Here is a 23,433-nt window from a genome sequence, read left to right as displayed (position 1 = left end):
GGCGCTTTTATTGATACAAAATTAGTGTGGAGTCCTGCTTGAGTAATATCAAGCGGGGCTTTTTTATGGGTGTAATTTAAGCTCATAACTAATGACGACTAATTTAATGGTACAGAACATTATTAAACGTTGTTTTAGTGTATTTTAACAATGGGTGGTAAATAAGTTACGTAATTACTTGTTTACATTAGAGTTGTTTAGTGGAATTATTGAGCGTATATAATATACGCTGTTTTGAGGGTTATAACTCCCAAAGTGGTGTTTAATGAGCTGTTATGTTTTAGGGAAAAATTATGATTTATACGACAACGGAAACTGTTCCTGGCAAGGAAATCGAAGCTGTATTGGGAATCGTCAATGGCAACATGGTTCAGTCTAAACATGTTGGTCGAGATATCATGGCTGGTTTAAAAGGGATTGTGGGTGGCGAACTCAAAGGCTATACCGAGATGTTGATGGAAGCTCGAAATGTAGCGGTAGAACGATTAATAGAAGATGCAAAAAAGTTAAATGCCGATGCAATAGTAGGAATACGATTTACAACTAGCTCAGTTACTGATGGTGCATCAGAAATATTAGTGTTTGGCACAGCAGTTAAACTTCGAACATAACAAACAATTTAAGCAGATTCGCAACACGTGGCATTTTGGTGCTTTCTTTCAAAGCCAAGAAATGAGGACGCTTTCCTCTTTTCTGCACTGTATTAAAAGAACAGCCTTACTAAAAGTTTTAAGCTGGCAATGAGTTAACTTATTTGTTAAAAAGAAATTAATAAATATATTAGTGGGGCGCTGGCAGAGATATGCGCGATGAGCACACTATAAAATTGTTATGCGCAAATGGAGTCTGCATGAGTAAAATAATCAAACTATCAGCATTAGTGCTGATCATATTTATTGCTTTATGGCAGCTGAGTAAGAATGAAAAATTTCAATTTTTTGGTAACCTTATAGATCGAGTAGAAACAACTGAAAAAGTAGTCGCATTAACTTTTGATGATGGTCCGACCAGACTTAAAACAAAAGAAATTCTCCAAATCCTAGATGAATCAGAAATTAAAGCTACATTTTACCTAGTCGGCAAAGCTATAGAAGAAAACATTCAAGAAACAAAAAATATCATTGATAAAGGTCATGAAGTTGGAAACCATTCATATACTCATCAACGTATGGTTTTGAAAAGTTATAACTTTGTTGCAGATGAGCTAGAAAAAACTAATGAGTTAATTACAGAGGCAGGTTATAAAGGTGAAATACATTTTAGACCACCTTATGGTAAAAAATTGTTTTCGCTACCTTATTATCTAAATAATAATAATATAACTACCGTTACGTGGGATGTGGAGCCTGAAACTTATTTAGATAAAAATGCTAGTGCAAGTGATATATCCGATTACGTTGTCCAAAATACTAAGCCAGGGTCAATTATTCTTTTACATGTAATGTTTAAATCTAGAGGTAATTCAATGGCTGCGGTACCTTTAATTGTTCAGCAGTTAAAAGATAAAGGTTATCGCTTTGTTACAGTATCAGAATTAATAGGCAGTAGCGCATAACAAGGTGCTTAAAAGGACTAAAACAGTTTGCTCGTTTTTTGCAAAGTACCGCAAAAAAGCCAGCCAACCATTTTAGCCTCTTAGCAAAGCGTTAGCTATTCAAGGAAATTTAGCATTCAATGAAAAACTTTATTTTAATCATCTTAGTAAGCTTAATTGCGGGTTGTGCTGCAAACATTAAGCAATCAGTAAAAACATCGAACATGCAGCAAGGAGCCATACCAAATAGTATATCAGTAGCTATATCCTCATCTAATTCAATCTCTAAAAGTAGAGATTTAACTAAAAGTATCACTGAACTTAATACATTAATAACTACAGATTACAAAGGTAATTTGATACCAAGCAACTCATCTAATCAGGCTGATATCTCCGTGGAAATAACAATAGAGCATTTTCGTTATGTTTCAGGGTTTGGTCGATTTATGGCAGGTGTAATGGTAGGTGATGCCGAATTGATGCTAAACGTTAAGCTCGTAGACCTATCCACAAACCAAATAGTTAGTGAATCGCAACTAGACACTCGTTCAGAGTTTAGTGAAGGAATATTCGGTGCTACAACTTCTAGACAGTTAGAAGCTATGTCTAAAAAGATAGTTGATATCATCAATTCAAGTGCAAAGAATAGCTAACAAGCAATCAGGCAGGAACAAATGCTCGTTGGCCAAACAAACGGCCAAAGCGCTTCCATTAGCCCTGTTGCAAGGTGTTATATGAAATTAGGAGAAGATTTGTGTTGAAAAGGATGTCTTGGATATTGCTGGTTTTTACATTTTGTGCCCATTCGGGTGAAGAGGTACTTTCCATTGATAGAGTTGTACCTAATAGTTTTGATTTGGCCTTCCCAAATGAATCAAACATTCAGCCAGAGCTGAGTGATTTTAGTGTAAATAATTTTGTATTAATGAGTAATGATTCTGGTGAGCGTTGGGCGGTAGTAACTTTGACTAATATGGCATCAGGTCGACGAAGTCTAACTAACAAACACCTAATGGCTATCGTTGCAGATGGGCAGCGAATTGCGCCATTGGAGTTTTTACAATCATTCAAAGCAGATGAGACACTATCGCTAACTATCAACTTTGGTGAAAGTAAGTTTCCTTTGCTATCAATATATTCAAGGTCTGGCAAATAACAAAACCATCAATGCACTCGCAGGCTCGTTGGATATCAAAACTATACGGCGATTGAGTTTGGTGCTCTGCATAATTTAACCAAATCGCCGTTACGTTTTTGTACCCTATATGCGGGCTTATATGCACAAGGAGGCAAAGTGAATATCAGACATATTTTATTACTCGTTATCATCTTATTTATATCTGGTTGCACCACGTCAGGTCAGCTTTATTATGTTGATACTAAAGGTAATGAGAAACTTGGTTGTGATGTAGAATTTGTAGGTATGCCAAGAGTTGATAAATTTGCTGTTGAATATGCTTTAAGCCTTTGCGCTAAAAGCATTGTCAAAAAAGGGGGCGTGATTCAGGAAGAACACCTTTTAATGGTTGATACAACCATTCCATTAGCCCCATGTGAAAAGGCTTGGACTCACGAATTAGCTAAGCAACAATATCAGGCTAAAAAGTTAACTAAGAAAGAGTATGGCTATATTGTTGCAAATATAGATTTAGGTTTAGCAACGGTCAACAAGTGCACATAACAGGCGCTTTGAGCGCGGAACTGCTAACAGTTGACTTAGTTTCGCTTCGTTACACATTTTAGCCAACAATTATCAGCCCATTATCCGGGCTTTAGGTTTTTATCAAAATATGGAGTTTTATTTTAATTATGGAAGAATCAGTTCAAGTCAAAAATAATGAAGATAGTATAGAGAAATCTCGAAGTGTAGAAAAAAATAAAATCCAAAATGAAACTATTACAACAGAGTTACATTTTGAGTTGTTAAAACAGTATGCATGGCTATCCTCAGCAATAATAGGTGCTGTTGTTATACTTATTCAATTAAAAGTACTTACCTTTGGCTCAAAGGTTTATATTCCTTTAGGTTGTTTTTGTTTTTCAATTCTTAACTCTTTAATTGCTCAAGACTATATAGTTGAGTCATTAACAAAAGGTAAAACTATTTATGATATCTCAAAAAAAGTATATATATTACGCAACTTCTCTATATTTGGTTTAGGGCTTGGCGTAGGGTTACTTGCTAATAGCTTTATTTAGACAACAAACACATTAAGCAGGACAAAACAGTTGGCTTTTGTTCTTGCGTCGCTAATTTTGCCAGCTATTGTATTGCCTTTTTTGGGGCGTTAAATACCTAAATGGAGTTTAGATGAATATTCAAGTTTTTAGACCAAAACAATTTGTGGATATGGCGAGAGACTATAAGTTGTTTGCGGATGACGTAGAAGTTGCCACTATAAAAAGAGGGGTTACGCAAACAGTAAACATCCCTGATTCAACTAAAAATATTCAAGCGAAAATAGATTGGTGTTCAAGCCAAACCTTTCCTGTAGCCTCTATTACTGACAAAGGAATTATTATTAAAAATTCTTTTGGTAGTAATATATTCAAATTGCTTTTTTTAACTATTTATTATGTCAGTTTCGGTAAAAGCAAATACTTATCGGTAACAAACGGTATTTAGTAAGAATATTCAAACGAAAAAAAACCGTTGGTTGTTTTCACACTGTTTAATATTTTAGCCAACTATTTCAAGTCTGTTTATATTGGCGTTTTACGAACTAAGGAAAGTTATGATTAAATCAATACTGATAATATTTACATTGTTTTTAGCTAGTCTTGCTACCGCTGAAGAGTTTACTGATGTGTCTGAGATCACAGAGCGCTTGGAAGATGACATACCAAAGATTTTAGATAAACACAAAGCTCCTGGTGTTGCACTTGCATTTGTCAATGGAAATAGAGTTCTAGAGTTTCGATCCTATGGTTTTGCCGACGTAGCAGCCAAAACTGAGATTACCCAAAGCACAATGTTTAACGTAGGGTCTATTTCTAAGCTGGTTACTGTTTGGGGAGTAATGCAACTTGTAGCTCAAGGCAAAGTCGATTTAGATGCGCCAATAAACCAATACCTCAAACGTTGGCAGATCCCTAAGTCTGAGTTTAACGCAAAAAAAGTAACATTGAGAAATATCTTATCTCACACTTCAGGCTTGTCACTTGGCCCATATACAGGCTGGGAGTCTCCAGAAAAGTTAACATCTATAGTTGACTCACTAAATGGCAATAACAATGGCGCCGGATCTGTTGAACTTATTCATGTGCCCGATACAAAATGGTCTTATTCTGGTGGTGGGTATTCAGTGGTGCAACTTTTAATTGAAGATGTGTCAGGCATGGCATTTGAAGACTATATGCAGCAATACGTGTTTAAGCCTCTAAATATGAAGGATTCTACTTTTAACATTACTAAAAAAGTTATCAAAAAGTCGGCAACACCTTACGATAATTCCGGCAAAGTCACTGGCATGGTTTATTTTAATGAGAAAGCAGCTGCTGGTTTACAGACAACGCCAATAGACTTAGCACGCTTTAATATGGCTGTGTTGCGCAACAACGATGGTGATTATAATGGTTTAGGGTTGCTACCAGAAAAATTAATTGATCTGATGATAAAGCCCGCGCCAAACACTAATGGGCGCTGGAGTATGAGCTATGTTGTTGACGCAAAGAATAGCAGTCTTGGCTTTGCTGGATTTAATCGTGGTTGGGTCTCGCTATCACGCTCTATCACTGACCTTAACTTTGGTTATGTGATTTTAAGTAATAGTAGTATTGGCGCAGTGAATAATGACATTGATAGTCTTATCCTTTCTATTGTTAAACAAAGCCATAACTAAAATGGATACAACAAAGTATTTCAGCGGGTAAAGCGCTCAATTCGACGATAAGTTTGTAGTGGCATAGTTAATTTTGCCGCCCATTCAAAAACTAGCATTCGTTTTTTACATACAGGGTTGTGAAAAAACATACAGAGCTTTTTACTAAGACCTTTTATTAAAAACACCGTCTAATGTTAAGCTAACTAAAATTTAGCAACCTAATATGGCTATGTCTTTTTATCTTTCGTTACTTACCCCGCATTTTCAACGTATAGCTATTGGCGAAACCCTAACCTCGCTTTGGAGTGGCTGTGGTCAAATTGTGAAGTGTCAACTTGATGAGCTAGCCTGTGTGATTAAAGCGATTAAAGTACCCGATCATATTAATCACCCTAAAATTAAACAAAGCAGCTTTGCGCTTAATAGAAAGCGTGACTCTTACCACGTTGAATATACGTTTTATCAGCAATTTAGCCATAAACTGCCCAAGCAAGCGGCAGCTATTGAATGCATTAAAGCAATCAACAAAGGCGATGAATTTGCCTTGGTGTTTAAAGATTTTTCAAAGCTGGGATACACCCAAGCAACCACCGAGAATATAAAAGCCATATTAAAGTGGTTGGCACATTTTCATGCCTTTCATTTAAATGCCTTTCATTTAAATACAAAGTTTGATGGCTTATGGCCGCAAGGAAGTTATTGGCATTTAGATACACGCCCTGATGAATTTAATAACTTGCCTGAAAAGTCCGATATTAAACAGGCAGCTACTCAATTAAATAACGCGTTAAAACAATGTGACTACCAAACGTTAATTCATGGTGATGCCAAGCTTGCTAATTTTGCCACTAATAGCCAAGGGCATATACTCGGTTATGACTTTCAATATGTGGGTGCGGGTGTTGGGGTGGTAGATGTTATGTATTTTATGACCAGTTGTATGGATGATTCTGAGCTTCACAAACACGCACAAACCTACCTCAACTATTATTTTAGCCAGTTTAAAAACGCACTCAGTCACTACCAACCAGCAGTGAATGCGGATGACGTTATTGCACAATGGGCTCATTTATGGCCGGTGGCGTGGGCAGACTTTTATCGGTTTTTACTTGGGTGGAGCCCCGAGCACAAAAAAATTAACGGCTACATGCATGCTCAGGTAAATAATTGGTTAGCCAGTAACAACTCATAAACACAAAAAGTTGAACAGTTGTGGCTAAATTAAATATTTAGGCACGAACTATGAAATCAGGGCTAAAATTAACAGTCAAACGGCCTGTTTTAATATAAAATACGTCAAATTTTTTATCACTAGGTTTATTACTATGGCTATTCACGTTATTTCTCACCCCCTTGTTCAACATAAGTTAGGTTTAATGCGCGCGCATGGAATTAGCACGAAAAGTTTTCGCGAGTTGTGTTCAGAAGTTGGCACATTATTAACTTACGAAGCCACTAAAAACCTAGAATTAGAAGATAACGAAATTACAGGTTGGGACGGTAATAAACTTAAAGTTGAGCATATTAAAGGTAAAAAAATTACCGTGGTGCCAATTTTACGCGCAGGCCTTGGGATGATGGACGGCGTAATGCAATTACTCCCAGCGGCTAAAGTGAGTGTAGTGGGTTTAGAGCGTAACGAAGAAACACTTGAGCCAGTACCTTATTTTGAAAAGCTAGTAGGTAATATTGATGAGCGTTTGAGCTTAGTGATTGACCCTATGCTGGCTACTGGTGGCTCTATGATCGCCACCATCGATATGCTTAAAAAAGCGGGCTGTAAAGAAATTAAAGTTATTGTACTGGTTGCTGCGCCTGAGGGCGTTGAAAAAACATTAGCCGCTCACCCAGATGTAGAGATTTTTACTGCCTCAGTTGATAGCCACCTTAATGAAAAAGGCTATATTATCCCAGGATTAGGGGATGCAGGTGATAAAATTTTCGGTACGGTTTACTAGGGTTTAGCAGTGCAAAATAATTCTACGTTTTCAATAAAAACCATTTTAACGGGTGCCCAAATGCTATTTGTAGCGTTTGGTGCGCTGGTATTAGTGCCTATTTTAACGGGTCTCGATCCGAGTGTTGCGTTGTTTACCGCAGGTTTAGGTACTTTGTTGTTTCAATTTGTCACTAAAGGCCAAGTGCCTATCTTTTTAGCCTCGTCATTTGCGTTTATTGCACCTATTATTGCCTCAGTGCAAATGTGGGGCATACCCGCCACTATGGGCGGCTTAATGGCAGCGGGCTTTACTTATATGCTGTTGAGTTTATTGGTGAAGTTTAAAGGCACAAAAACCTTACATAAAATTTTGCCGCCAATTGTGGTCGGCCCAGTCATTATGGTGATTGGCCTAGCACTCGCGCCAGCTGCGGTTAATATGGCCATGGGTAAAAGTGGCGATGGTGGTACACAAATTATTGCCTACGACAGTGCCATTATTATTTCTATGTTCTCATTACTAGTAACTTTAGTGTTTGCCGTGTGGGGCAAAGGGGTATTTAAACTGATCCCTATTTTAGCCGGTGTTGTTGCCGGTTACACGCTATCGTTATTTATGGGTGTAGTACAGTTTGAAACAGTCAGTAATGCACAGTGGTTGGCAGTGCCTAACTTTGTACTGCCAGAGTTTAAATGGCAAGCCATTTTGTTTATGGTGCCGGTGGCAATTGCGCCTGCTATCGAACACATTGGCGACATGATGGCAATTAGCCAAGTTACAAAAAAAGACTATTTGAAAAAGCCAGGGCTACATCGCACTTTATTTGGTGATGGGTTAGCCACGTCTGCTGCGTCATTATTTGGCGGCCCACCTAACACCACTTACTCAGAGGTAACCGGTGCGGTAATGCTAACTAAAAACTTTAACCCTAAAGTGATGATGTGGACTGCCATTATTGCAATTTGTTTAGCGTTTGTGGCTAAAATGGGCGCGGGCTTGCAAACCATTCCGGTCCCTGTAATGGGCGGCATAATGATTTTATTATTTGGCTCTATTGCCGTTATTGGCTTAAATACCTTAGTTAAATCGGGCGATGACTTAAGCGAACCACGCAATTTAAGTATTGTGGCGCTTATTTTAATTTGCGGTATTGGTGGTATGCACATTGGTAGCAGCCAGTTCAGCCTTGAAGGTGTGAGCTTATGCGCTGTTTTAGGCATAGTATTAAATTTAGTATTCCCAAAAGCACAGAGCAACGAGAATTAAATTTGCACTGTGGTTAAAAATATTGCACCAAAAAAGCGCATTTTAAATGCGCTTTTTTTTTAACCTACTAAAAAGTAACAATAAATAATATTGGTCTAGTAACTGCATTTCCTTATTCATACCCTATAGTTGAATCAGGGATTGTTATATTGGAGGCCAATAGTGTGGATATAAATGCTTTTTTAGTAAAACATCAATTGCCGTTGAAATATCAATATATTAGTGAGCAGTATTTTTCTGTGATTGCTCAGGATATTTTAACCAGCAAAAAAAATGCGCCTTTATTTGTTGCCATCAACGGCTGCCAAGGCTCAGGAAAAACCACGCTTGGTGACTATTTAGTGACTTGGTTTGAGCAAAACACCCACCTAAATTGTGTCGCACTCTCTATTGATGACTTTTATTTATCAACCCAAAAACGTCAGCAGCTAGCACAAGATGTGCATTGTTTATTTGCCACCCGTGGAGTTCCAGGCACACATGATGTTGCCCTTATGGATAAAACCATTAGTCGCTTGTTAAATAAAGAGGTTAATGTACCGCTGCCACGTTTTGACAAGCAACAAGATGAACCTGTAGCAAAAAATAAATGGTTAACCAATAGTCAGCCAGTCGATATTGTTATTTTAGAAGGGTGGTGTGTAGCCAGTGAGCCACAGCAGCCTTTTACTTTAATTGAGCCCATTAATGAGCTAGAAAAATCATACGATCAGCAAGGACTATGGCGCCGCTGTATTAATAGCTGTTTAGCCAATGAGTATAAAACCGTATTTAATAAAATTGACTACACAATTATGCTTAAAGCGCCGAGTTTTGATGATGTATTTGCATGGCGACAAGAGCAAGAGCACAAGCTAATCGCAAAACAAGGCCAAGGCGCAGGCACCATGACCGACGAGCAGCTGCTTTGGTTTATTTCTCACTTTGAGCGTATTACCCGAGAAAATTTAAATACCCTCAGTGCCAAAGCAAATGCGTTAATAGAGCTTGATAGTCACCGTGATGTAGTCGCAATGCAGCTAACTAGCGACAATATTGGTCAGCCCATTATTTTTACCGATTTAGATGGTACGTTATTAAATCATAGAGACTACAGCACCGAAGCGGTCGACACTTTATTACAAGAGTTGCAATACAGCGGTGTGCCGGTGGTATTTAACACTAGTAAAACGTTTAGTGAAGTGGTGGCACTGCAACAAGCGCTCAATATTAAACAGCCTTTTATTGTTGAAAATGGCTCGGCTGTTTATATTCCTAAAAATTATTTTAATCTCAGACCCATTGGCTGCAGCGAATACCAAGGTTATTGGTGTTATTCATTTGCGGCACCCATTAGCAATTTATGGGCTGATTTAACACATTTAAAAAAAGACTACAGCGACCAATATAGTTTATTCAGTGAGTTATCGTGTGAGCAGGTAATGCACATCACAGGGTTAAACGCGATACAGGCGGCGCAAGCACAGAATCGTCAATATTCAGATCCGCTCTGCTGGCATGGCGAAGAGCACAAACTCAACGAATTTATAAACGCAATAACAGTGTACGGCTACGACGTTAAAGTAGGCGGGCGCTTTATCCACATTGGTAAAAATACCGATAAAAGCATGGCGCAGCAATGGCTGGTGAAACAGTTTACTGCGCAGTTTACTAAGCCGCTAAGCATTATTGCGCTTGGGGATAGTGATAACGATAAGCAAATGCTCGAAGAGGCAGATATTGCCATTATTATTGCCAATCCAGAGAGTAAAAAGCCGGTTAAATTAACCCATAACAAAGCGCGCTATTCTCAGTTGCCAGCGCCGTTAGGCTGGGTAGAAGAAATCACTGCATTACCTTGTATTAACAGCATTTTACCCAATTTTGAGGAGTATAGTTTACATGGCTGATTTTTATCAAAATGGCATCATTACAACGTTACATAATATTGCCAACAGACCCGTAGACGATTTAGAAAAAGAGTTGCTGAGTTTTAGTAAGCAGCGACCCATGGGGCTTATTTTGCCCTCATTATTTAGTGAGTTAGAAGGCCCCGCGCTACAAAATATTGTTAAAGAGCTGCAAAAAGTACCTTATTTATCACAAATTACCATAGGCTTAGACAGAGCCGACGAAAGCCAATATCGTTATGCACTGAACTTTTTTAAAGCGCTTGATCAAAACCACAAAGTACTTTGGAACGACGGGCCACGCTTACAAGCGCTCGACAAAGAGCTTCAAGCCTTAGGTGTGGCGCCACGCGAGCTCGGTAAAGGGCGTAATGTGTGGTATTGCATGGGGTATAAATTAGCCACCGCTGAGGTTGAATCAATCGCCTTGCATGACTGTGATATTTTAACTTATGACCGAGGCTTATTAGCGCGGTTAATATACCCTGTTGCACACCCTCGATTTAACTATGAGTTTTGTAAAGGCTTTTACCCGCGCACCGCCAATGGAAAAATTAATGGCCGTGTCTCTCGGCTATTGGTTACTCCGTTATTGCGCTCGTTTAAAACCATTTTAGGCAGCCGTGATTACCTTGAGTACATGGACTCGTTTCGCTACCCATTAGCGGGTGAGTTTTCGTTTAGGCGCGATGTATTAAACGATATTCGTATTCCTAGCGACTGGGGATTAGAAATTGGCGTATTAAGCGAAATGTACCGTAACTATTCTCATAACCGATTATGCCAAGTCGATATTGCGGATAACTACGATCATAAACATCAGGCGTTATCGCTCGACGACCAAACCGCTGGCCTTTCTAAAATGTCGATTGATATCACCAAAGCACTATTTAGAAAGTTAGCAACGCAAGGGGTTACCTTTACCAGCGAAACTATTCGCTCATTAAAAGCCACATATTACCGTATTGGTTTAGATTTTATTGAAACCTATCATAATGATGCACTAATGAACGGTTTAACCCTTGATATTCACCAAGAAGAAAAAGCCGTTGAAATGTTTGCGCAAAATATCATGAATGCCGGTCAGCACTTTTTAGAAAACCCAATGGAAGCACCCTTTGTGCCGAGTTGGAATCGTGTGGCCTCGGCAATGCCAGACGTACTTGAGCGTTTAAAAGAAGCCGTTGAGCTAGATAACGAGCAATACAGTTAACATCATTAAACGAGGCGCCTGTGAGTATAGTTAAAGAACAGTTTTTTCAACGAGTTGAACAACATTTACATGCTATTTATCAAGATGTTGAATTACCGATAGCAATAAGCGAATTGACTGAAGAATTGATCACCTTAATTCTAGGTGATAACCCACTTCGCGATCCCACGCCACACACTAACCGCTGGGATGAACAAGATGTTGTGCTAATAGCCTATGGCGATTCGATAATAAACCATGAAGACAGTGATTTAGCCGTAGGCACCCCTTTAGAGGCGCCTTTAAAAACCTTGCATCGCTTTATAAAAGAGCAGTGCGATCATCAGCTTAATGCACTGCATATTTTACCCTTTTATCCGTATAGCTCAGATGAAGGATTTGCGGTAATGAACTATGCACACGTTAATGAAGCGCTGGGTGACTGGCAAGACATTAACGCGATTGCAAATGATGTAAAACTGATGGCGGATTTAGTCATTAATCATTGCTCTAGTCGAAGTATTTGGTTTGAAAACTTTTTAACTGATACACACCCCGGAAAAGATTACTTTAAAACAGCCAGTTTAACTGACGATTTAAGCCAAGTAGTTCGTCCTCGTACATCGCCACTATTAAATACGGTAACAACAACCAGTGGTGAAAAACATGTATGGTGCACATTTAGTCATGATCAAGTGGATTTTGATTTTGAAAATCCCGAGGTGTTAAAAGAGTTTGTCGGCATTATTCGTCATTATTTAGACAACGGTATTCGCTTATTTCGCCTTGATGCTGTGGCCTTTTTATGGAAACAACTTAATACCAGTTGTATAAATTTACCGCAAACCCACGAAGTAGTACGTTTATTACGAACGCTGATTGAGCATGCCGAGCCAAGTGTGGTGATCATCACCGAGACTAATATTCCCAATCAGGAGAACTTGTCTTACTTTGGTAATGCCAACGAAGCCCATGCAATTTACAACTTTGCCTTGCCGCCGTTGTTGTTGCATACCTTACTTAGTGGCGATAGTACGGCGCTTAAGCATTGGATGATGAGTATGCCGCCTGCACAAAACGGCACTGCGTATTTTAATTTTATTGCTTCTCACGATGGCATTGGTTTAAGGCCAATTGAAGGCTTGCTGCAACCCAGTGAGGTTGCTTCATTAGTCAGTACCACCATGCAGTTTGGTGGGCGCGTTTCAATGCGTACTAGTCACGATGGCACACATACCCCGTATGAGCTAAATATTGCCTTGTTTGATGCCTTACAAGGGACGCATAATGGCGCGGATAAATTTGGCCTTGAGCGCTTTTTATGTGCTCACGCCATTATGTTTGCAATGGAGGGGATCCCAGGGCTGTATATACATAGTTTACTTGGCACCACTAATGACTATGATCGCTTTGATAATTCGCAGCACAATCGCGCCATTAACCGTCATCGCTGGCAAGAGTCAAAATTATTAGCGGCAATTGCAGAAAAATATAGTCATCATCATCAAGTATTCAACGGAGTAAAACAGTTATTAGCAGTGCGTAAAAGGCAAGCGGCATTTCATCCTAATGCAACACAGTTCACTTTGCATTTAGGAGAGGGGTTATTTGGTTTTTGGCGACAAAGCATTGACCGCCAGCAAAGTATTTTTTGTATTTATAATATCAGCAGTCAGCCACAAAGCTTAACCTTGGCCGATTTGAACTTAATAAATACACAGCAATGGCATGAGCTGCTCTCTAAAACAGTGCTGGATGAAGAGCTTAAAACTATGCAATTAGCACCGTATCAAACACTCTGGTTATCTAATAGGGCATAATTAACGACGTTTAAAGTAATCAATGTAACTGTAAAGGGGCTTTACAGTTACATTACTCAAGCGCGAGTAGTAAGTTTTCTATAGTAAATTCAACTTTGTCTGGGCGGGTTTTACTAAACTGCGAAAAGTCTATTTCGGCTAGGTTATTCGCATTAATTGCATTATATAAAGGCTTATTTGTATCGTTGAGTGGCTGAAAAATATCATTAGTGCTGTGAAAAAGTGGCCAATGCTTTAAATCAGTATGGTTATCAAATAAGTTTATAATTGCATGAGCCCCTAATAAAACATGACCCCCTATCGATATATCAAGCGTGTATGCGTTATTAGGCGCAGAATCCCAGTTAATCCCACCCACAATAACCTGCGATTGTTTGTTTAGTTGCGTTAATGCTCTTTTAGCACCAAACGCAATGGCATCATTAGCGCACCAAATAATGTTAATTTCAGGCGCAAGTTGCATATAGGCCATGGTTTTTATATAGCCTTCTTGCTCAGACCAATTTGCAACCTCTTTAGCGGTTAAGGTTACTTTGGATGTTTGCACTAAAAAATCCATTAACCCTTGGGTACGTAAAGTGGAAGCAGGGGTTGTGTAGTCTCCTAGTAAAGCTAATGTATGAGCTGGCGTTTTTGTTTTATTGGTAAACTTTTTATAAAGCTGCTGCATCAATGATTTACCTGCAACACGATTATTTGGGGTAATACTGCCGACCACATTGACGCCATTTTTTTGCAATTGCTCGAGAGACGCAGGGGAAGGACGATTTAATAAAAAATAAATGGGAACCTTGTTACTGTCTATTTTAGATAGGTATTGGCTGGTGACATTTTTTTCGTTTACCAATAACAGGTAATCAGGCTTATCGTTAATGGCCTGCTGGATCAGCTCTTTCATTAAAATATGATTTCGATTGGCGTATTTTATAGTTAATGTCACATCTAAATCTGTGGCAGCATTTTGCATAATTTTAGAAACATGAAACCAAAAATCACCGGTTTTATTGCTATTAGCTTCAGTTGAATTTGAAAAGCCAGGATTGATGAATATGATCTCTAAGGCATTAATACTGTAACTACTGAATAGCAGGCAGGTATAAGTTATCAGGCGGTATAATTTAAACAAAGGCATATGTTTCTCTATAGATTTTATAAAGCTCGATTTTTACCTTGCTAACTAGCTCCGTGGTGACATCTAAGCGTTATGCTATATAATACCCCAGTAAGTTTAGCATGTATGCAGCAATTAATTTTTTTAGGATTTATGAATGAAAGCAGTTTTATTGTTAATAGTATTACTCTTTAGTCAAACAGTTGCCGCTAATGACGTAAGTGATTTAGAAAAGACCATGAAAAATATTGGGCTGGCTTATAAACAAAGTGTTGAAGCAACCCAACTTGAAGAATTTAATGGTGCTATCGATCAATTTATTGGATTGATAGAGCAAGGTAAGCAAGCCAAATTTTATAAAGAAGCTGAGAAGTCGGTGCAAGGGCTCGATAAAGTACTGGTTCAAGCCCAGTTGGCAAAAAAAGTAGCGAATGAGCAGGGACTCGAAGCTGCAAAAAAACCACTTAAAGCCATCGATAATTTACGCAAAAAATATCATAAATTACATGAGCCTCCAGGCTTTTTTGAATTACTGTTTGGAAAATAAGGATTAGCAATGGAAATTTCAGTTTCAATGTTAGATGGTCAAAAGTTGAGTGCTAAGTTTGGTGAGCATGAAGTGATAAGCGATCAAAGCATCAATGCCGGTGGTGGGGCAGAGCACCCAGAACCATTTGACTATTTTTTGGTTAGCATGGTTTTGTGCGCTGGTTTTTATGCGCGTAAATTTTGTCAGCAAAGAGAGATCTCAACCGACGGCATGACGCTGACACAAAATAACGAGAATGTGGATGAAAACGGTAAAAAACGTTTTTCTATTGAAATTGGGTTGCCTGAAGGTTTCCCCGATAAATATAAAAAAGCACTTATTGCTGCTGTAAATACATGCACCGTGAAAAAGGTTATTCAGGCAGTGCCTGAGTTTTCTGTTGAAGTAAAGTAAATGCCCTTTAATAATAATGCCGAGTAATAAACTCGGCATTATTATTTTATCCCACTATTTTTTCTTCATACCCTGTACGGCCTTAAATCTTGGGTTATCTTTACATATCACGAACACGCGCCCTTTACGTTTTACAATTTGACAACCAGGTCGTTGCTTTGCGCTTTTTAATGAACTTAATACTTTCATTTGCTTTCCTTTTTAGCCGAAGATAAGTTTTTAAAACGACGATTAAATTGCGCAACGCGGCCATCAGTAGCGAGCGTTTTTTGTTTGCCTGTATAAAATGGGTGTGAGTCAGATGAAACATCAATAGGCACATAGGGATATGTATTACCGTCTATTTCGATAGTGCGGTCGGTTTTGATGGTTGAACCTATAATGAAATATGAATCGGCTGCAGTATCATGAAAAGCAACCACATGGTAATCAGGGTGAATATTTGGTTTCATTAAACGCCTTTAATGTTATGTGATAGTATATCATTTAATTTAGCGCATTTAATTTCCCTTTGCAAATCATTTTAAATAGCTTGAACTTTGGTTAAATAGTCTTTAATGCACCGTAATTGCTGCGTATTTGCACAATCTAGTCAAAAAATAAGCACTTAGATCAAAAGTACTGGCTATTAGTATTTAGGCTGCTATAACTAGTTTCAGCAAAAAAAATAATAAAAATTTAAACACGTAGAATAGAGGTAGTTTATGAGTGACGCTCAAACAAAACAGGACCAAATCGACCAAGGAGTTATGGACACTCTAAGGGAGCGCGATCATAGTGTATTGGCAAAACAAGTTGACTCACTCGCATGTTCTCATAACGATATCATTGAATTGCTTGCTCATTATTTAGCATTAAGCGAACAAGAAGATGATGAGTTATTTGATGACTGGTTTGACTCTCTTTCAAAAGAACAACACACCGTGCTAAAAGTATTTGAAGTATATCGCGGACAGTATGAGCACCAAAACTAACTGTTTGTATTAGGCATATTAATTAGTCATTATGCTAACACTGGCTATACGATTGTAATTTAATGTTAAAAAGGCATTGTTTTTATAGATAAGCGAAATAATTAATTACACTTATTCAATAAAATAGTATGTACTTTGCCCCTTGATTATTTTTCAACTAACTAATTGATGTTTAAAGCTTTATAATAAGTTAAACTACATTTAGTGTTAAAATAGTAGTTTCGGCTCGTAGTTGAACTACCATTAATAAGTTGAAATAAGAAAGGGATAATTCAGCATGCAACATTTAAATGAAATACTCAGCAGAAACAACGTCAAAATAATTGGCAAGGGTGATAAAACCTTGGTGTTGGCTCACGGATTTGGTTGCGACCAAAACATGTGGCGATTTATTATTCCTGCCCTTGAACAACATTTTACTTTAGTGCTGTTTGATTATGTAGGCTCAGGTAACTCTGATGTGTCTAAATATAATAAACAGCGCTACTCAACCCTTGATGGGTATGCCAAAGACGTACTAGAAATATGTGCCGCACTTGAACTTACCGATATTACATTTATAGGCCACTCGGTTAGTGGCACCATTGGCGCACTTGCTGCCATTGAGCAACCAGAGCTATTTTCTAAGCTGGTTATGGTGTGCCCCTCACCGTGCTTTTTAAATTTACCCCCTGATTATTTTGGTGGATTTGAAAAACAAGACCTTCACGAATTACTAAACCTAATGGATAAAAATTACATTGGTTGGGCTAATTATTTAGCGCCTCTAGTAATGGGCAACTCTCATCCAGATGAATTTATAGCGGAACTATCGGGAAGTTTTTGCTCAACCGATCCCCTTATTGCAAAAACCTTTGCAGAAGCCACGTTTTTATCCGACTACCGTTTTATACTTGAACATATAAAACAGCCTACTTTAATTTTACAAAGTGAAAATGATGCTTTAGCCGCGCCTTCTGTTGGGGAGTTTGTAGCGAATGAAATTTCAAATGCAACACTTAAGGTTATTAGTGCGCATGGCCACTGTATTCATATGACGCACCCAGAAACAGTCAGCCGTTTAATTTTTGATTTTGTGAGTTAGCCACATGTCACTTGATAAAGTAGATGAAAAGCTTGCTGATTATTCCGCAGATCACTTTTTAAATGGTGCATTAGTGACAAATGCAGATAACATTATTGTTTATGCAAATACTTATTTTCAAAAGGAATTACAGTGGAATTGTAATGAGCTTATTGGCAAGTCGGTTGATAAAATTATAACTAAATCATCAAAAATATTTTTACAAAGTTATGTGCTTCCTACCTTACTGCATGAAAAAGCGTGTCAAGAAATGCAGTTAATTATGCTCAGCGCCCAAGGCGAGCGTATGGCCGTTACCGTTAATGCTCAGCTTGATGAAAAGGGCTATATATACTGGAGCTTTTTTAACGCGACTCAGCGAGATAAGCTTTACGACGAGCTGATTAAAACACGGGAAAAGTTAGAAGCGCAAACTGAACGCTTACAATCTTTAGCGTCTACCGATGAGTTAACCAATTTATTAAATAGAAGAGAGATGAATTGCCGCAGCGTGCTGTTACTCGAACAGGCTATGCGATCAAAGCAGTCGGTTGCATTGTTAATTATCGATATTGATAATTTTAAAGTCGTTAATGATACCTTTGGGCATTTAGAAGGGGATCGAGTTTTAAAAGAGTTGGGGCAACGTCTTAAACATTTTGGTCGACAAACCGACCTTATTTCTCGTTACGGCGGTGAAGAGTTTTTAATTATGGTGCCAGATACAAATAAAGCAGATACTTTGTCATTTTGCCAAAGGCTGCATTTATTAATTGCTGAAATTAAAGTAGGTAATCGCCCAGTAACCGCCAGTATTGGGGCAAGTTTGAGTACTGCGAAAACGACGTTTACTGATTTATTTGCCCAAGCCGATAATGCGGTATATGAAGCCAAAGAGCGCGGAAAAAACAGAACCCAATTATACGATAACCCCTAACTAAATAGAGGTAAACTCAACAAGGTATTGAGTTGAGTTTACTCAAAAGATGGCAGTTATAGTTGGTATTATTGCTCTACACAATTATTTTTTGCTAATGGCGATGCCAATACGGTATCGGGGTGCCAAATTCTATCCCATATTTTAGGTAGGTTGTTTAAGTTGGGTCTTTGACTTATTTTTTCAAAATTACCGACACTGATTGCTGAGCCATCTTTCTGACCGACAACAAAATTAAACACATAAGCACACTCCATGCCCATGCGTAAATCAGAGAGAATAACTTTGTCTTGCTGCTCGCGAACGGAATAAAACCCTTTTGTAAACCACTGCAAGCGTTTAACACCCCATTCATTTTTAATCTCGTTTAGTAAAGAAGGGGTTGTTTGGTATGCATTTAAGGTAACCTCGTTGGGTGTATCAAACACCGATGCATAGCCTTCATAATATTTCCCATCCGACATCACAACCACCCGCCAAAGTAAAGTAGTAAACGGTGCTGGAGTGCTAATGTATTCATTGACTGTGATGTCTCTGTTTTGTAGCGCAGTGTTGACTTTATCGTCAATAACAACTTTAAGAATAAGCGAACAACATAAATAGAGAGTACTTACTGTGAGCGTAATTGCGTTAATTTTGTAGGCGGTTGGGGCGGTTATTTTTGGTATTAAAGTGCCTATAACCCCTACTAATAGCGGTAACGTGTAGAGGGGATCAATAATAAACATATTTGAAATTGCAAACGGATGCTCTGTAAGTGGCCACATTAATTGCGTACCGTACACAGTAAGTGCATCCAATAGTGCATGGGTTGATAAACACAAAAACACTAACCAAAACCAACGTGTTTTATACGCTTGCATGCCAGTGTGTATTTTTAAAATTAGCCAAACAATCAAAGGGCTAATTAACAAGTGCACAAAAAATGAATGGCTAAAGCCACGGTGATAAGTAAATGCTTCAACACTGCCGCCATAGGGTAAAAACACATCTAAATCGGGTAAAGTGCCCAAAATAGCGCCCCATAACACCGCTTTGCGGCCCACTTTGTTACCTAATACTGCGTACCCTACGGCGCTACCTAACGCAACTTGTGTTAAAGAATCCATACTACCTCATCTAAATAATGCAACTGCAATGTTTATACTCAGCTTAATCTTAAAACCGTCAATAATGTAAATTATTTCATTAAGTTGCTCTTTAAACTCAATTTAAAAGTGATTTATAAACTTAGTCGCGGTTGTATAAAATCTAAAAATGCAACGATACGGGAAGAAACCGCCTCATTTTTGTAATAAACGCCATAAATAGATTCTCGATTATTTGGGCTACTTACGCTGTGAGGTAAAACTTCTATTAATCGTTTTTTGGCTAAATCTTCTGCAATCATAAATTGTGAGAGAAGTGCTATGCCTTGATCAGCAATACATAAATGCCTAATGGTTTCGCCGCTGCTAGCCCTTAAATCAAAGTGCAGCGATTGCTCATGCTTCAAGGGCCATTGATTAAGAGTATTGGGTTCACTGAAACCAATTAGGTTATGGTTTTTAAGATCTGAAACTTGCTGTAACGGTGGCGCATTTTTTAAATAATCAGTGCTTGCGACCAATTTTAATTTACTTTGGCCTAATTTACGCGCATGCAGGTTTGAATCTTTTAAGTCTCCAATGCGAATAGCTAAATCTGTTTTGCGCTCAAGTAAATCAATAATATTGTCGTGTGAGGTAATATCGAGCGTGATTTGCGGGTATTGCTTTTTAAACTCATTAACTAGTGGCGCTAGTTGATGCAAAACAAAAGGGCTTGCTGCATCTATACGCAAGTGCCCGCTAGGTGCTTGCTTAAGTAGGTTAATTGTTTCTTCGGCGCAAAGCAGCGTGTTTAAAGCCTTTCGCGCATATTCTATGTATATATGCCCTTCCTCGGTAAGTTCTAAGCGGCGTGTTGTTCTATTTAGTAATGTGCAGTTTAGCCTGCTTTCAAGACGAGATAGTGCTCTTGAAACTTTAGCTACATTTAAATCAAGTAAACTAGCCGCACCGGAAAAACTGCCACAATCAACAATGGTAATAAACATTTCTAGATCTTCAGTTTTAGCTTGAACAGGCATAAATTCACTCATTTATATTTGCAAAATAAACAAAAGTATTTTGCCATTTATGCCATTTATGCCATTTATTGCAAAGGCATTTTTACTCACACTGTACATCTATTTTAAAAATGAGGATGTAACTATGCCATTGGCTTTATGGGCGCTTACCTTAAGCGCATTTGCAATTGGAACAACAGAGTTTGTTATAGTGGGTTTAGTGCCAACTATTGCAAACGATTTAGGCGTGAGCTTACCATCAGCAGGCTTACTAGTGAGCTTATATGCGGTTGGTGTAGCTATTGGCGCACCGGTTCTCACTGCATTAACGGGTCGCTGGAACCGAAAAGTGGTACTTATAAGTCTTATGGGCTTATTTGTTATGGGTAACTTATTAGCTTGGCAAGCCCCTAGCTACGAAACGTTAATAATAGCACGCATTTTAACTGGACTTGCTCACGGTGTATTTTTCTCTATTGGCTCAATGATAGCGACAAGCTTAGTAAGTAAAGATAAAGAGGCTAGCGCCATTGCAATTATGTTTACCGGCCTTACGGTAGCGCTAGTAACGGGTGTGCCATTAGGTACTTGGATAGGGCAGCACTTTGGTTGGCGCGCTACATTTTTAGTGGTGTCATCACTTGGTATTATCGCTTTAATTGGAAGTGCTGTATTAGTACCTAAAAATTTAAAGCAATCAGTACCGGCAACCTTTAAAGAGCAACTTCAAGTTGTTACTAAACCTAGATTACTGCTTGTGTATTTAATGACAATTTTAGGCTATGGCGGCACGTTTACTGCGTTTACTTACTTGGCCCCCATTTTAGAGCAGCAGACAGGATTTGCATCTTCAACAATTGGCATAATTATGCTGGTATATGGTGTCTCAGTGGCTGTTGGTAATATATGGGGTGGAAAATTAGCTGACAAGCGAGGCCCGATCAGTGCGCTGAGCATTATTTTTAGTGCACTTACTGTAATTCTACTGATATTTACTTTTACCATGGAGTCAAAGGTTGCTGCCGTATTAACCATATTAGTTTGGGGGGCATTTGCATTTGGTAATGTACCTGGTTTGCAGCTTTATGTTGTTAAGCAAGCTCAGCAACATACTCCTAACGCAGTCGATGTTGCATCTGGATTAAATATAGCAGCATTTAACATTGGCATAGCATTGGGTTCTATTACGGGGGGCCTTGTAGTAGAGCACATGGAACTAAAAGATACCGCATGGATTGGCGCCGTTGTTTCATTGCTGGCTTTAATAGTCACCCGGTACAGTGGCAGGCTAGATAAACAAAATGTTCAGGCTAAATAAAGCGAAACTTATGTAGGTTAGTCTTGAAATAAAAATGAATGACCTCAGTATTTTCATGAGGTCGAAATTTTAAATCAAAAAGTAATCGGTGTATTTAGTAAACACGACGTTTGAATTTTAAACCAATTATTTAATAAGGATAAAGCTATGACACAACGTGTAATTGAAATGCCAGACTTAGGTATGGGTACTTTTCGTTTAGAAGGTAAAACTGCTTATGAATCTGTAAAAATGGCGTTAGAAGTAGGATTTCGTCATATTGATACCGCGCAAATTTATGGCAACGAAGAGCAAGTTGGCCAAGCCATTAAAGACAGTAATATTCCCAGAGATGAGTTATTTATTACTACCAAAGTATGGAACAATAAACTCAATAAAAACGACTTTATCGCAAGTGTAGAAAAATCATTAGAAAAGTTACAAGTTGACTCGGTTGATTTATTGCTAGTTCACTGGCCTGCACCATCAAACAATGAGCCTATGAGCGAATACCTGACTGAGCTACTAAAAGCTAAAAAGTTAGGGTTAACCAAACATATAGGTGTATCAAACTTCACTATTGCGAACTTAAAAGAAGCGATGCAAACGTTAGACTCGCGTGAAATATTTACTAACCAAGTAGAAGTGCATCCCTATTTAACCAATACCAAACTGCGCGCCTTTTGTGCTCAACATGACATACATGTAACAGCCTATATGCCGTTTGTGGTTGGTAAAGTGTTAAACGATCAAACCATTATAGATATTGCTAATAAACACGATGCAACGCCAGCGCAAGTGGTTATTGCATGGGAAAATGCCAACGGCATGACCACAATTCCATCATCGACCAAGCGTAAAAACTTAGAAGATAACTTTAACGACAAGGTAAAACTTGATGATGAAGATATAGCGCGAATTGATGGCCTTGATTGCAACGACCGCCAAGCAACGCCTGACTTTGCACCACAGTGGGATCAATAACCAAAAAGCCAGAACCAAAACAGGTGCAGTTGAGCTGCACCTTTATTTTTGAAACAAGGAACACCCATGTTAACGGTAATTGCTACACTATCGAGTGAAAATAGCGATGCAGAGCGTCTATTAACCGAGCTCGAAAACTTACAACAGTCCTCGCGCCAAGAAGTAGGCTGCCTGCGTTACGAACTATCAGTTAAAAACGAGGCTGAGCAACCCACCTATTTAGTGAGTGAGCAATGGGCGTCTAATGAGCACTTTGAAGCCCATAAAAACGCGCCCCACTTTAAAGCGTTTGGTGATGCAGTCGGTACATTTATTACCTCTACTAATATTGATGTGTATAAAACCATTGGTTAGCAGCACAAAGCTAATGCCCAAGTAGGGGCTGTAACTTACAGCTCCCTTTTTTAATATGATTTCCAAATACTCCCTACAAATATAAGCCATTCTATAAGTATAATGGTGCAACTCACTCAAATCCTCTGCGTGAAGAACTGTCGCCGGAAGAGTCGAAAGAGCGCTTGAAGTGTTTTTTTGAAGATATTGTTTCGATTACTGGAGATACCTAACAAT

27 protein-coding genes are annotated in these 23,433 nt (G+C 38.5%); 22 read left to right on the top strand and 5 right to left on the bottom strand.

Annotation, left to right across the window (positions count from 1 at the left end; all coding sequences use genetic code 11):
• Positions 1–293 precede the first annotated feature (293 nt).
• The 14 genes from QL984_RS04010 (at position 294) to QL984_RS03945 (ending at position 13,465) form a co-directional block, all read left to right on the top strand.
• Positions 294–611 carry a heavy metal-binding domain-containing protein gene (locus tag QL984_RS04010; protein WP_008112402.1) on the top strand — a complete coding sequence of 106 codons (318 nt, stop codon included), beginning with the start codon at positions 294–296 and terminating at the stop codon, positions 609–611.
• A gap of 239 nt (positions 612–850) precedes the next feature.
• The gene (locus QL984_RS04005) at positions 851–1,555 is read left to right on the top strand and encodes a polysaccharide deacetylase family protein (protein ID WP_010388993.1); all 705 of its coding nucleotides are present in this window, start codon (positions 851–853) and stop codon (positions 1,553–1,555) included.
• A 119-nt stretch (positions 1,556–1,674) separates the two neighbouring features.
• A complete protein-coding gene (locus QL984_RS04000) occupies positions 1,675–2,187 on the top strand; it encodes a DUF4410 domain-containing protein (protein ID WP_010388992.1) in 513 nt (170 codons plus the stop codon).
• A 113-nt stretch (positions 2,188–2,300) separates the two neighbouring features.
• Positions 2,301–2,690: a hypothetical protein gene (locus QL984_RS03995; protein ID WP_016899704.1), complete on the top strand. Its 390-nt coding sequence runs from the start codon at positions 2,301–2,303 to the stop codon at positions 2,688–2,690.
• Between the two features lie 138 nt (positions 2,691–2,828).
• Complete coding sequence (locus tag QL984_RS03990; RefSeq protein WP_016899705.1) at positions 2,829–3,215, top strand: hypothetical protein; 387 nt, start codon at positions 2,829–2,831, stop codon at positions 3,213–3,215.
• Positions 3,216–3,343: 128 nt separating this feature from the next.
• A complete protein-coding gene (locus QL984_RS03985) occupies positions 3,344–3,733 on the top strand; it encodes a hypothetical protein (protein WP_013463192.1) in 390 nt (129 codons plus the stop codon).
• A gap of 112 nt (positions 3,734–3,845) precedes the next feature.
• Positions 3,846–4,160: a hypothetical protein gene (locus tag QL984_RS03980; protein ID WP_016899706.1), complete on the top strand. Its 315-nt coding sequence runs from the start codon at positions 3,846–3,848 to the stop codon at positions 4,158–4,160.
• 109 nt (positions 4,161–4,269) lie between these two features.
• Positions 4,270–5,376, top strand: a complete 1,107-nt coding sequence (locus QL984_RS03975) for a serine hydrolase domain-containing protein (RefSeq protein WP_024600909.1) — start codon at positions 4,270–4,272, stop codon at positions 5,374–5,376.
• A gap of 211 nt (positions 5,377–5,587) precedes the next feature.
• Positions 5,588–6,550 (top strand): oxidoreductase family protein, encoded by a 963-nt coding sequence (locus QL984_RS03970; protein ID WP_036955032.1) that lies wholly within the window; start codon positions 5,588–5,590, stop codon positions 6,548–6,550.
• A 133-nt stretch (positions 6,551–6,683) separates the two neighbouring features.
• A complete protein-coding gene (gene upp, locus QL984_RS03965; protein WP_008115315.1) occupies positions 6,684–7,316 on the top strand; it encodes a uracil phosphoribosyltransferase in 633 nt (210 codons plus the stop codon).
• A gap of 9 nt (positions 7,317–7,325) precedes the next feature.
• Positions 7,326–8,564: a uracil-xanthine permease family protein gene (locus QL984_RS03960; RefSeq protein WP_028834749.1), complete on the top strand. Its 1,239-nt coding sequence runs from the start codon at positions 7,326–7,328 to the stop codon at positions 8,562–8,564.
• 146 nt (positions 8,565–8,710) lie between these two features.
• On the top strand, positions 8,711–10,453 hold the full coding sequence (locus QL984_RS03955) for an HAD-IIB family hydrolase (protein ID WP_036954909.1): 1,743 nt from the start codon (positions 8,711–8,713) through the stop codon (positions 10,451–10,453).
• Entirely contained in the window at positions 10,446–11,666 is a 1,221-nt protein-coding gene (locus QL984_RS03950; protein ID WP_028834751.1) for a glycosyl transferase, read from the top strand. The genes QL984_RS03955 and QL984_RS03950 overlap by 8 nt, the downstream gene beginning before the upstream one ends.
• Before the next feature lie 20 nt (positions 11,667–11,686).
• Complete coding sequence (locus tag QL984_RS03945; protein ID WP_128583288.1) at positions 11,687–13,465, top strand: sugar phosphorylase; 1,779 nt, start codon at positions 11,687–11,689, stop codon at positions 13,463–13,465.
• Positions 13,466–13,517: 52 nt separating this feature from the next.
• On the opposite strand, the gene QL984_RS03940 is transcribed toward QL984_RS03945, so the two are convergent.
• On the bottom strand, positions 13,518–14,597 hold the full coding sequence (locus tag QL984_RS03940) for an ABC transporter substrate-binding protein (RefSeq protein WP_058155971.1): 1,080 nt from the start codon (positions 14,595–14,597) through the stop codon (positions 13,518–13,520).
• 136 nt (positions 14,598–14,733) lie between these two features.
• Between QL984_RS03940 and QL984_RS03935 the strand changes: the two genes are divergently transcribed.
• Together QL984_RS03935 and QL984_RS03930 are read left to right on the top strand one after the other, a co-directional pair.
• A complete protein-coding gene (locus QL984_RS03935) occupies positions 14,734–15,123 on the top strand; it encodes a cytochrome b562 (protein WP_128583287.1) in 390 nt (129 codons plus the stop codon).
• A 9-nt stretch (positions 15,124–15,132) separates the two neighbouring features.
• Complete coding sequence (locus tag QL984_RS03930) at positions 15,133–15,519, top strand: OsmC family protein (RefSeq protein ID WP_016899710.1); 387 nt, start codon at positions 15,133–15,135, stop codon at positions 15,517–15,519.
• A 54-nt stretch (positions 15,520–15,573) separates the two neighbouring features.
• Here the strand turns inward: QL984_RS03930 and ykgO are convergent, their stop codons facing one another.
• Positions 15,574–15,708 (bottom strand): type B 50S ribosomal protein L36, encoded by a 135-nt coding sequence (ykgO, locus tag QL984_RS03925; protein WP_004586489.1) that lies wholly within the window; start codon positions 15,706–15,708, stop codon positions 15,574–15,576.
• On the bottom strand, positions 15,705–15,971 hold the full coding sequence (locus QL984_RS03920; protein ID WP_058155974.1) for a type B 50S ribosomal protein L31: 267 nt from the start codon (positions 15,969–15,971) through the stop codon (positions 15,705–15,707). The genes ykgO and QL984_RS03920 overlap by 4 nt, the downstream gene beginning before the upstream one ends.
• Positions 15,972–16,223: 252 nt before the next feature.
• Between QL984_RS03920 and QL984_RS03915 the strand changes: the two genes are divergently transcribed.
• From QL984_RS03915 to QL984_RS03905, 3 genes are all read left to right on the top strand, one after another.
• The gene (locus QL984_RS03915) at positions 16,224–16,493 is read left to right on the top strand and encodes a hypothetical protein (protein ID WP_013463206.1); all 270 of its coding nucleotides are present in this window, start codon (positions 16,224–16,226) and stop codon (positions 16,491–16,493) included.
• A 277-nt stretch (positions 16,494–16,770) separates the two neighbouring features.
• Positions 16,771–17,577 (top strand): alpha/beta hydrolase, encoded by an 807-nt coding sequence (locus QL984_RS03910; RefSeq protein ID WP_013463207.1) that lies wholly within the window; start codon positions 16,771–16,773, stop codon positions 17,575–17,577.
• Between the two features lie 4 nt (positions 17,578–17,581).
• The gene (locus tag QL984_RS03905; RefSeq protein WP_013463208.1) at positions 17,582–18,493 is read left to right on the top strand and encodes a diguanylate cyclase; all 912 of its coding nucleotides are present in this window, start codon (positions 17,582–17,584) and stop codon (positions 18,491–18,493) included.
• Positions 18,494–18,561: 68 nt separating this feature from the next.
• On the opposite strand, the gene QL984_RS03900 is transcribed toward QL984_RS03905, so the two are convergent.
• A complete protein-coding gene (locus tag QL984_RS03900) occupies positions 18,562–19,602 on the bottom strand; it encodes a metal-dependent hydrolase (RefSeq protein ID WP_008115296.1) in 1,041 nt (346 codons plus the stop codon).
• Between the two features lie 113 nt (positions 19,603–19,715).
• Entirely contained in the window at positions 19,716–20,603 is an 888-nt protein-coding gene (locus tag QL984_RS03895; protein WP_171046524.1) for a LysR family transcriptional regulator, read from the bottom strand.
• 124 nt (positions 20,604–20,727) lie between these two features.
• On the opposite strand from QL984_RS03895, the gene QL984_RS03890 reads away from it, so the two are divergent.
• The 3 genes from QL984_RS03890 (at position 20,728) to QL984_RS03880 (ending at position 23,217) form a co-directional block, all read left to right on the top strand.
• Positions 20,728–21,900: an MFS transporter gene (locus tag QL984_RS03890; protein ID WP_029609950.1), complete on the top strand. Its 1,173-nt coding sequence runs from the start codon at positions 20,728–20,730 to the stop codon at positions 21,898–21,900.
• A 147-nt stretch (positions 21,901–22,047) separates the two neighbouring features.
• On the top strand, positions 22,048–22,863 hold the full coding sequence (dkgB, locus tag QL984_RS03885; RefSeq protein ID WP_013463211.1) for a 2,5-didehydrogluconate reductase DkgB: 816 nt from the start codon (positions 22,048–22,050) through the stop codon (positions 22,861–22,863).
• A 66-nt stretch (positions 22,864–22,929) separates the two neighbouring features.
• Positions 22,930–23,217 carry a putative quinol monooxygenase gene (locus tag QL984_RS03880; protein WP_016899714.1) on the top strand — a complete coding sequence of 96 codons (288 nt, stop codon included), beginning with the start codon at positions 22,930–22,932 and terminating at the stop codon, positions 23,215–23,217.
• Positions 23,218–23,433 lie beyond the last annotated feature (216 nt).

This window comes from Pseudoalteromonas sp. APC 3495, from assembly GCF_030407645.1.
In the GTDB taxonomy this organism is placed as follows: domain Bacteria; phylum Pseudomonadota; class Gammaproteobacteria; order Enterobacterales; family Alteromonadaceae; genus Pseudoalteromonas; species Pseudoalteromonas tetraodonis.
The sequence above is the reverse complement of the archived record's forward strand: the minus strand, read 5'-3'. Positions and strand labels throughout refer to the sequence as shown.

Bases quoted from the DNA above. Each gene is read 5' to 3' on its own strand.
- QL984_RS04010 (WP_008112402.1), top strand. From the start codon at position 294: ATGATTTATACGACAACGGAAACTGTTCCTGGCAAGGAAATCGAAGCT.
- QL984_RS04005 (WP_010388993.1), top strand. From the start codon at position 851: ATGAGTAAAATAATCAAACTATCAGCATTAGTGCTGATCATATTTATT.
- QL984_RS04000 (WP_010388992.1), top strand. From the start codon at position 1,675: ATGAAAAACTTTATTTTAATCATCTTAGTAAGCTTAATTGCGGGTTGT.
- QL984_RS03995 (WP_016899704.1), top strand. From the start codon at position 2,301: ATGTCTTGGATATTGCTGGTTTTTACATTTTGTGCCCATTCGGGTGAA.
- QL984_RS03985 (WP_013463192.1), top strand. From the start codon at position 3,344: ATGGAAGAATCAGTTCAAGTCAAAAATAATGAAGATAGTATAGAGAAA.
- QL984_RS03980 (WP_016899706.1), top strand. From the start codon at position 3,846: ATGAATATTCAAGTTTTTAGACCAAAACAATTTGTGGATATGGCGAGA.
- QL984_RS03975 (WP_024600909.1), top strand. From the start codon at position 4,270: ATGATTAAATCAATACTGATAATATTTACATTGTTTTTAGCTAGTCTT.
- QL984_RS03970 (WP_036955032.1), top strand. From the start codon at position 5,588: ATGTCTTTTTATCTTTCGTTACTTACCCCGCATTTTCAACGTATAGCT.
- upp (WP_008115315.1), top strand. From the start codon at position 6,684: ATGGCTATTCACGTTATTTCTCACCCCCTTGTTCAACATAAGTTAGGT.
- QL984_RS03950 (WP_028834751.1), top strand. From the start codon at position 10,446: ATGGCTGATTTTTATCAAAATGGCATCATTACAACGTTACATAATATT.
- QL984_RS03940 (WP_058155971.1), bottom strand. From the start codon at position 14,597: ATGCCTTTGTTTAAATTATACCGCCTGATAACTTATACCTGCCTGCTA.
- QL984_RS03935 (WP_128583287.1), top strand. From the start codon at position 14,734: ATGAAAGCAGTTTTATTGTTAATAGTATTACTCTTTAGTCAAACAGTT.
- QL984_RS03930 (WP_016899710.1), top strand. From the start codon at position 15,133: ATGGAAATTTCAGTTTCAATGTTAGATGGTCAAAAGTTGAGTGCTAAG.
- ykgO (WP_004586489.1), bottom strand. From the start codon at position 15,708: ATGAAAGTATTAAGTTCATTAAAAAGCGCAAAGCAACGACCTGGTTGT.
- QL984_RS03920 (WP_058155974.1), bottom strand. From the start codon at position 15,971: ATGAAACCAAATATTCACCCTGATTACCATGTGGTTGCTTTTCATGAT.
- QL984_RS03915 (WP_013463206.1), top strand. From the start codon at position 16,224: ATGAGTGACGCTCAAACAAAACAGGACCAAATCGACCAAGGAGTTATG.
- QL984_RS03910 (WP_013463207.1), top strand. From the start codon at position 16,771: ATGCAACATTTAAATGAAATACTCAGCAGAAACAACGTCAAAATAATT.
- QL984_RS03905 (WP_013463208.1), top strand. From the start codon at position 17,582: ATGTCACTTGATAAAGTAGATGAAAAGCTTGCTGATTATTCCGCAGAT.
- QL984_RS03900 (WP_008115296.1), bottom strand. From the start codon at position 19,602: ATGGATTCTTTAACACAAGTTGCGTTAGGTAGCGCCGTAGGGTACGCA.
- QL984_RS03895 (WP_171046524.1), bottom strand. From the start codon at position 20,603: ATGCCTGTTCAAGCTAAAACTGAAGATCTAGAAATGTTTATTACCATT.
- QL984_RS03890 (WP_029609950.1), top strand. From the start codon at position 20,728: ATGCCATTGGCTTTATGGGCGCTTACCTTAAGCGCATTTGCAATTGGA.
- dkgB (WP_013463211.1), top strand. From the start codon at position 22,048: ATGACACAACGTGTAATTGAAATGCCAGACTTAGGTATGGGTACTTTT.
- QL984_RS03880 (WP_016899714.1), top strand. From the start codon at position 22,930: ATGTTAACGGTAATTGCTACACTATCGAGTGAAAATAGCGATGCAGAG.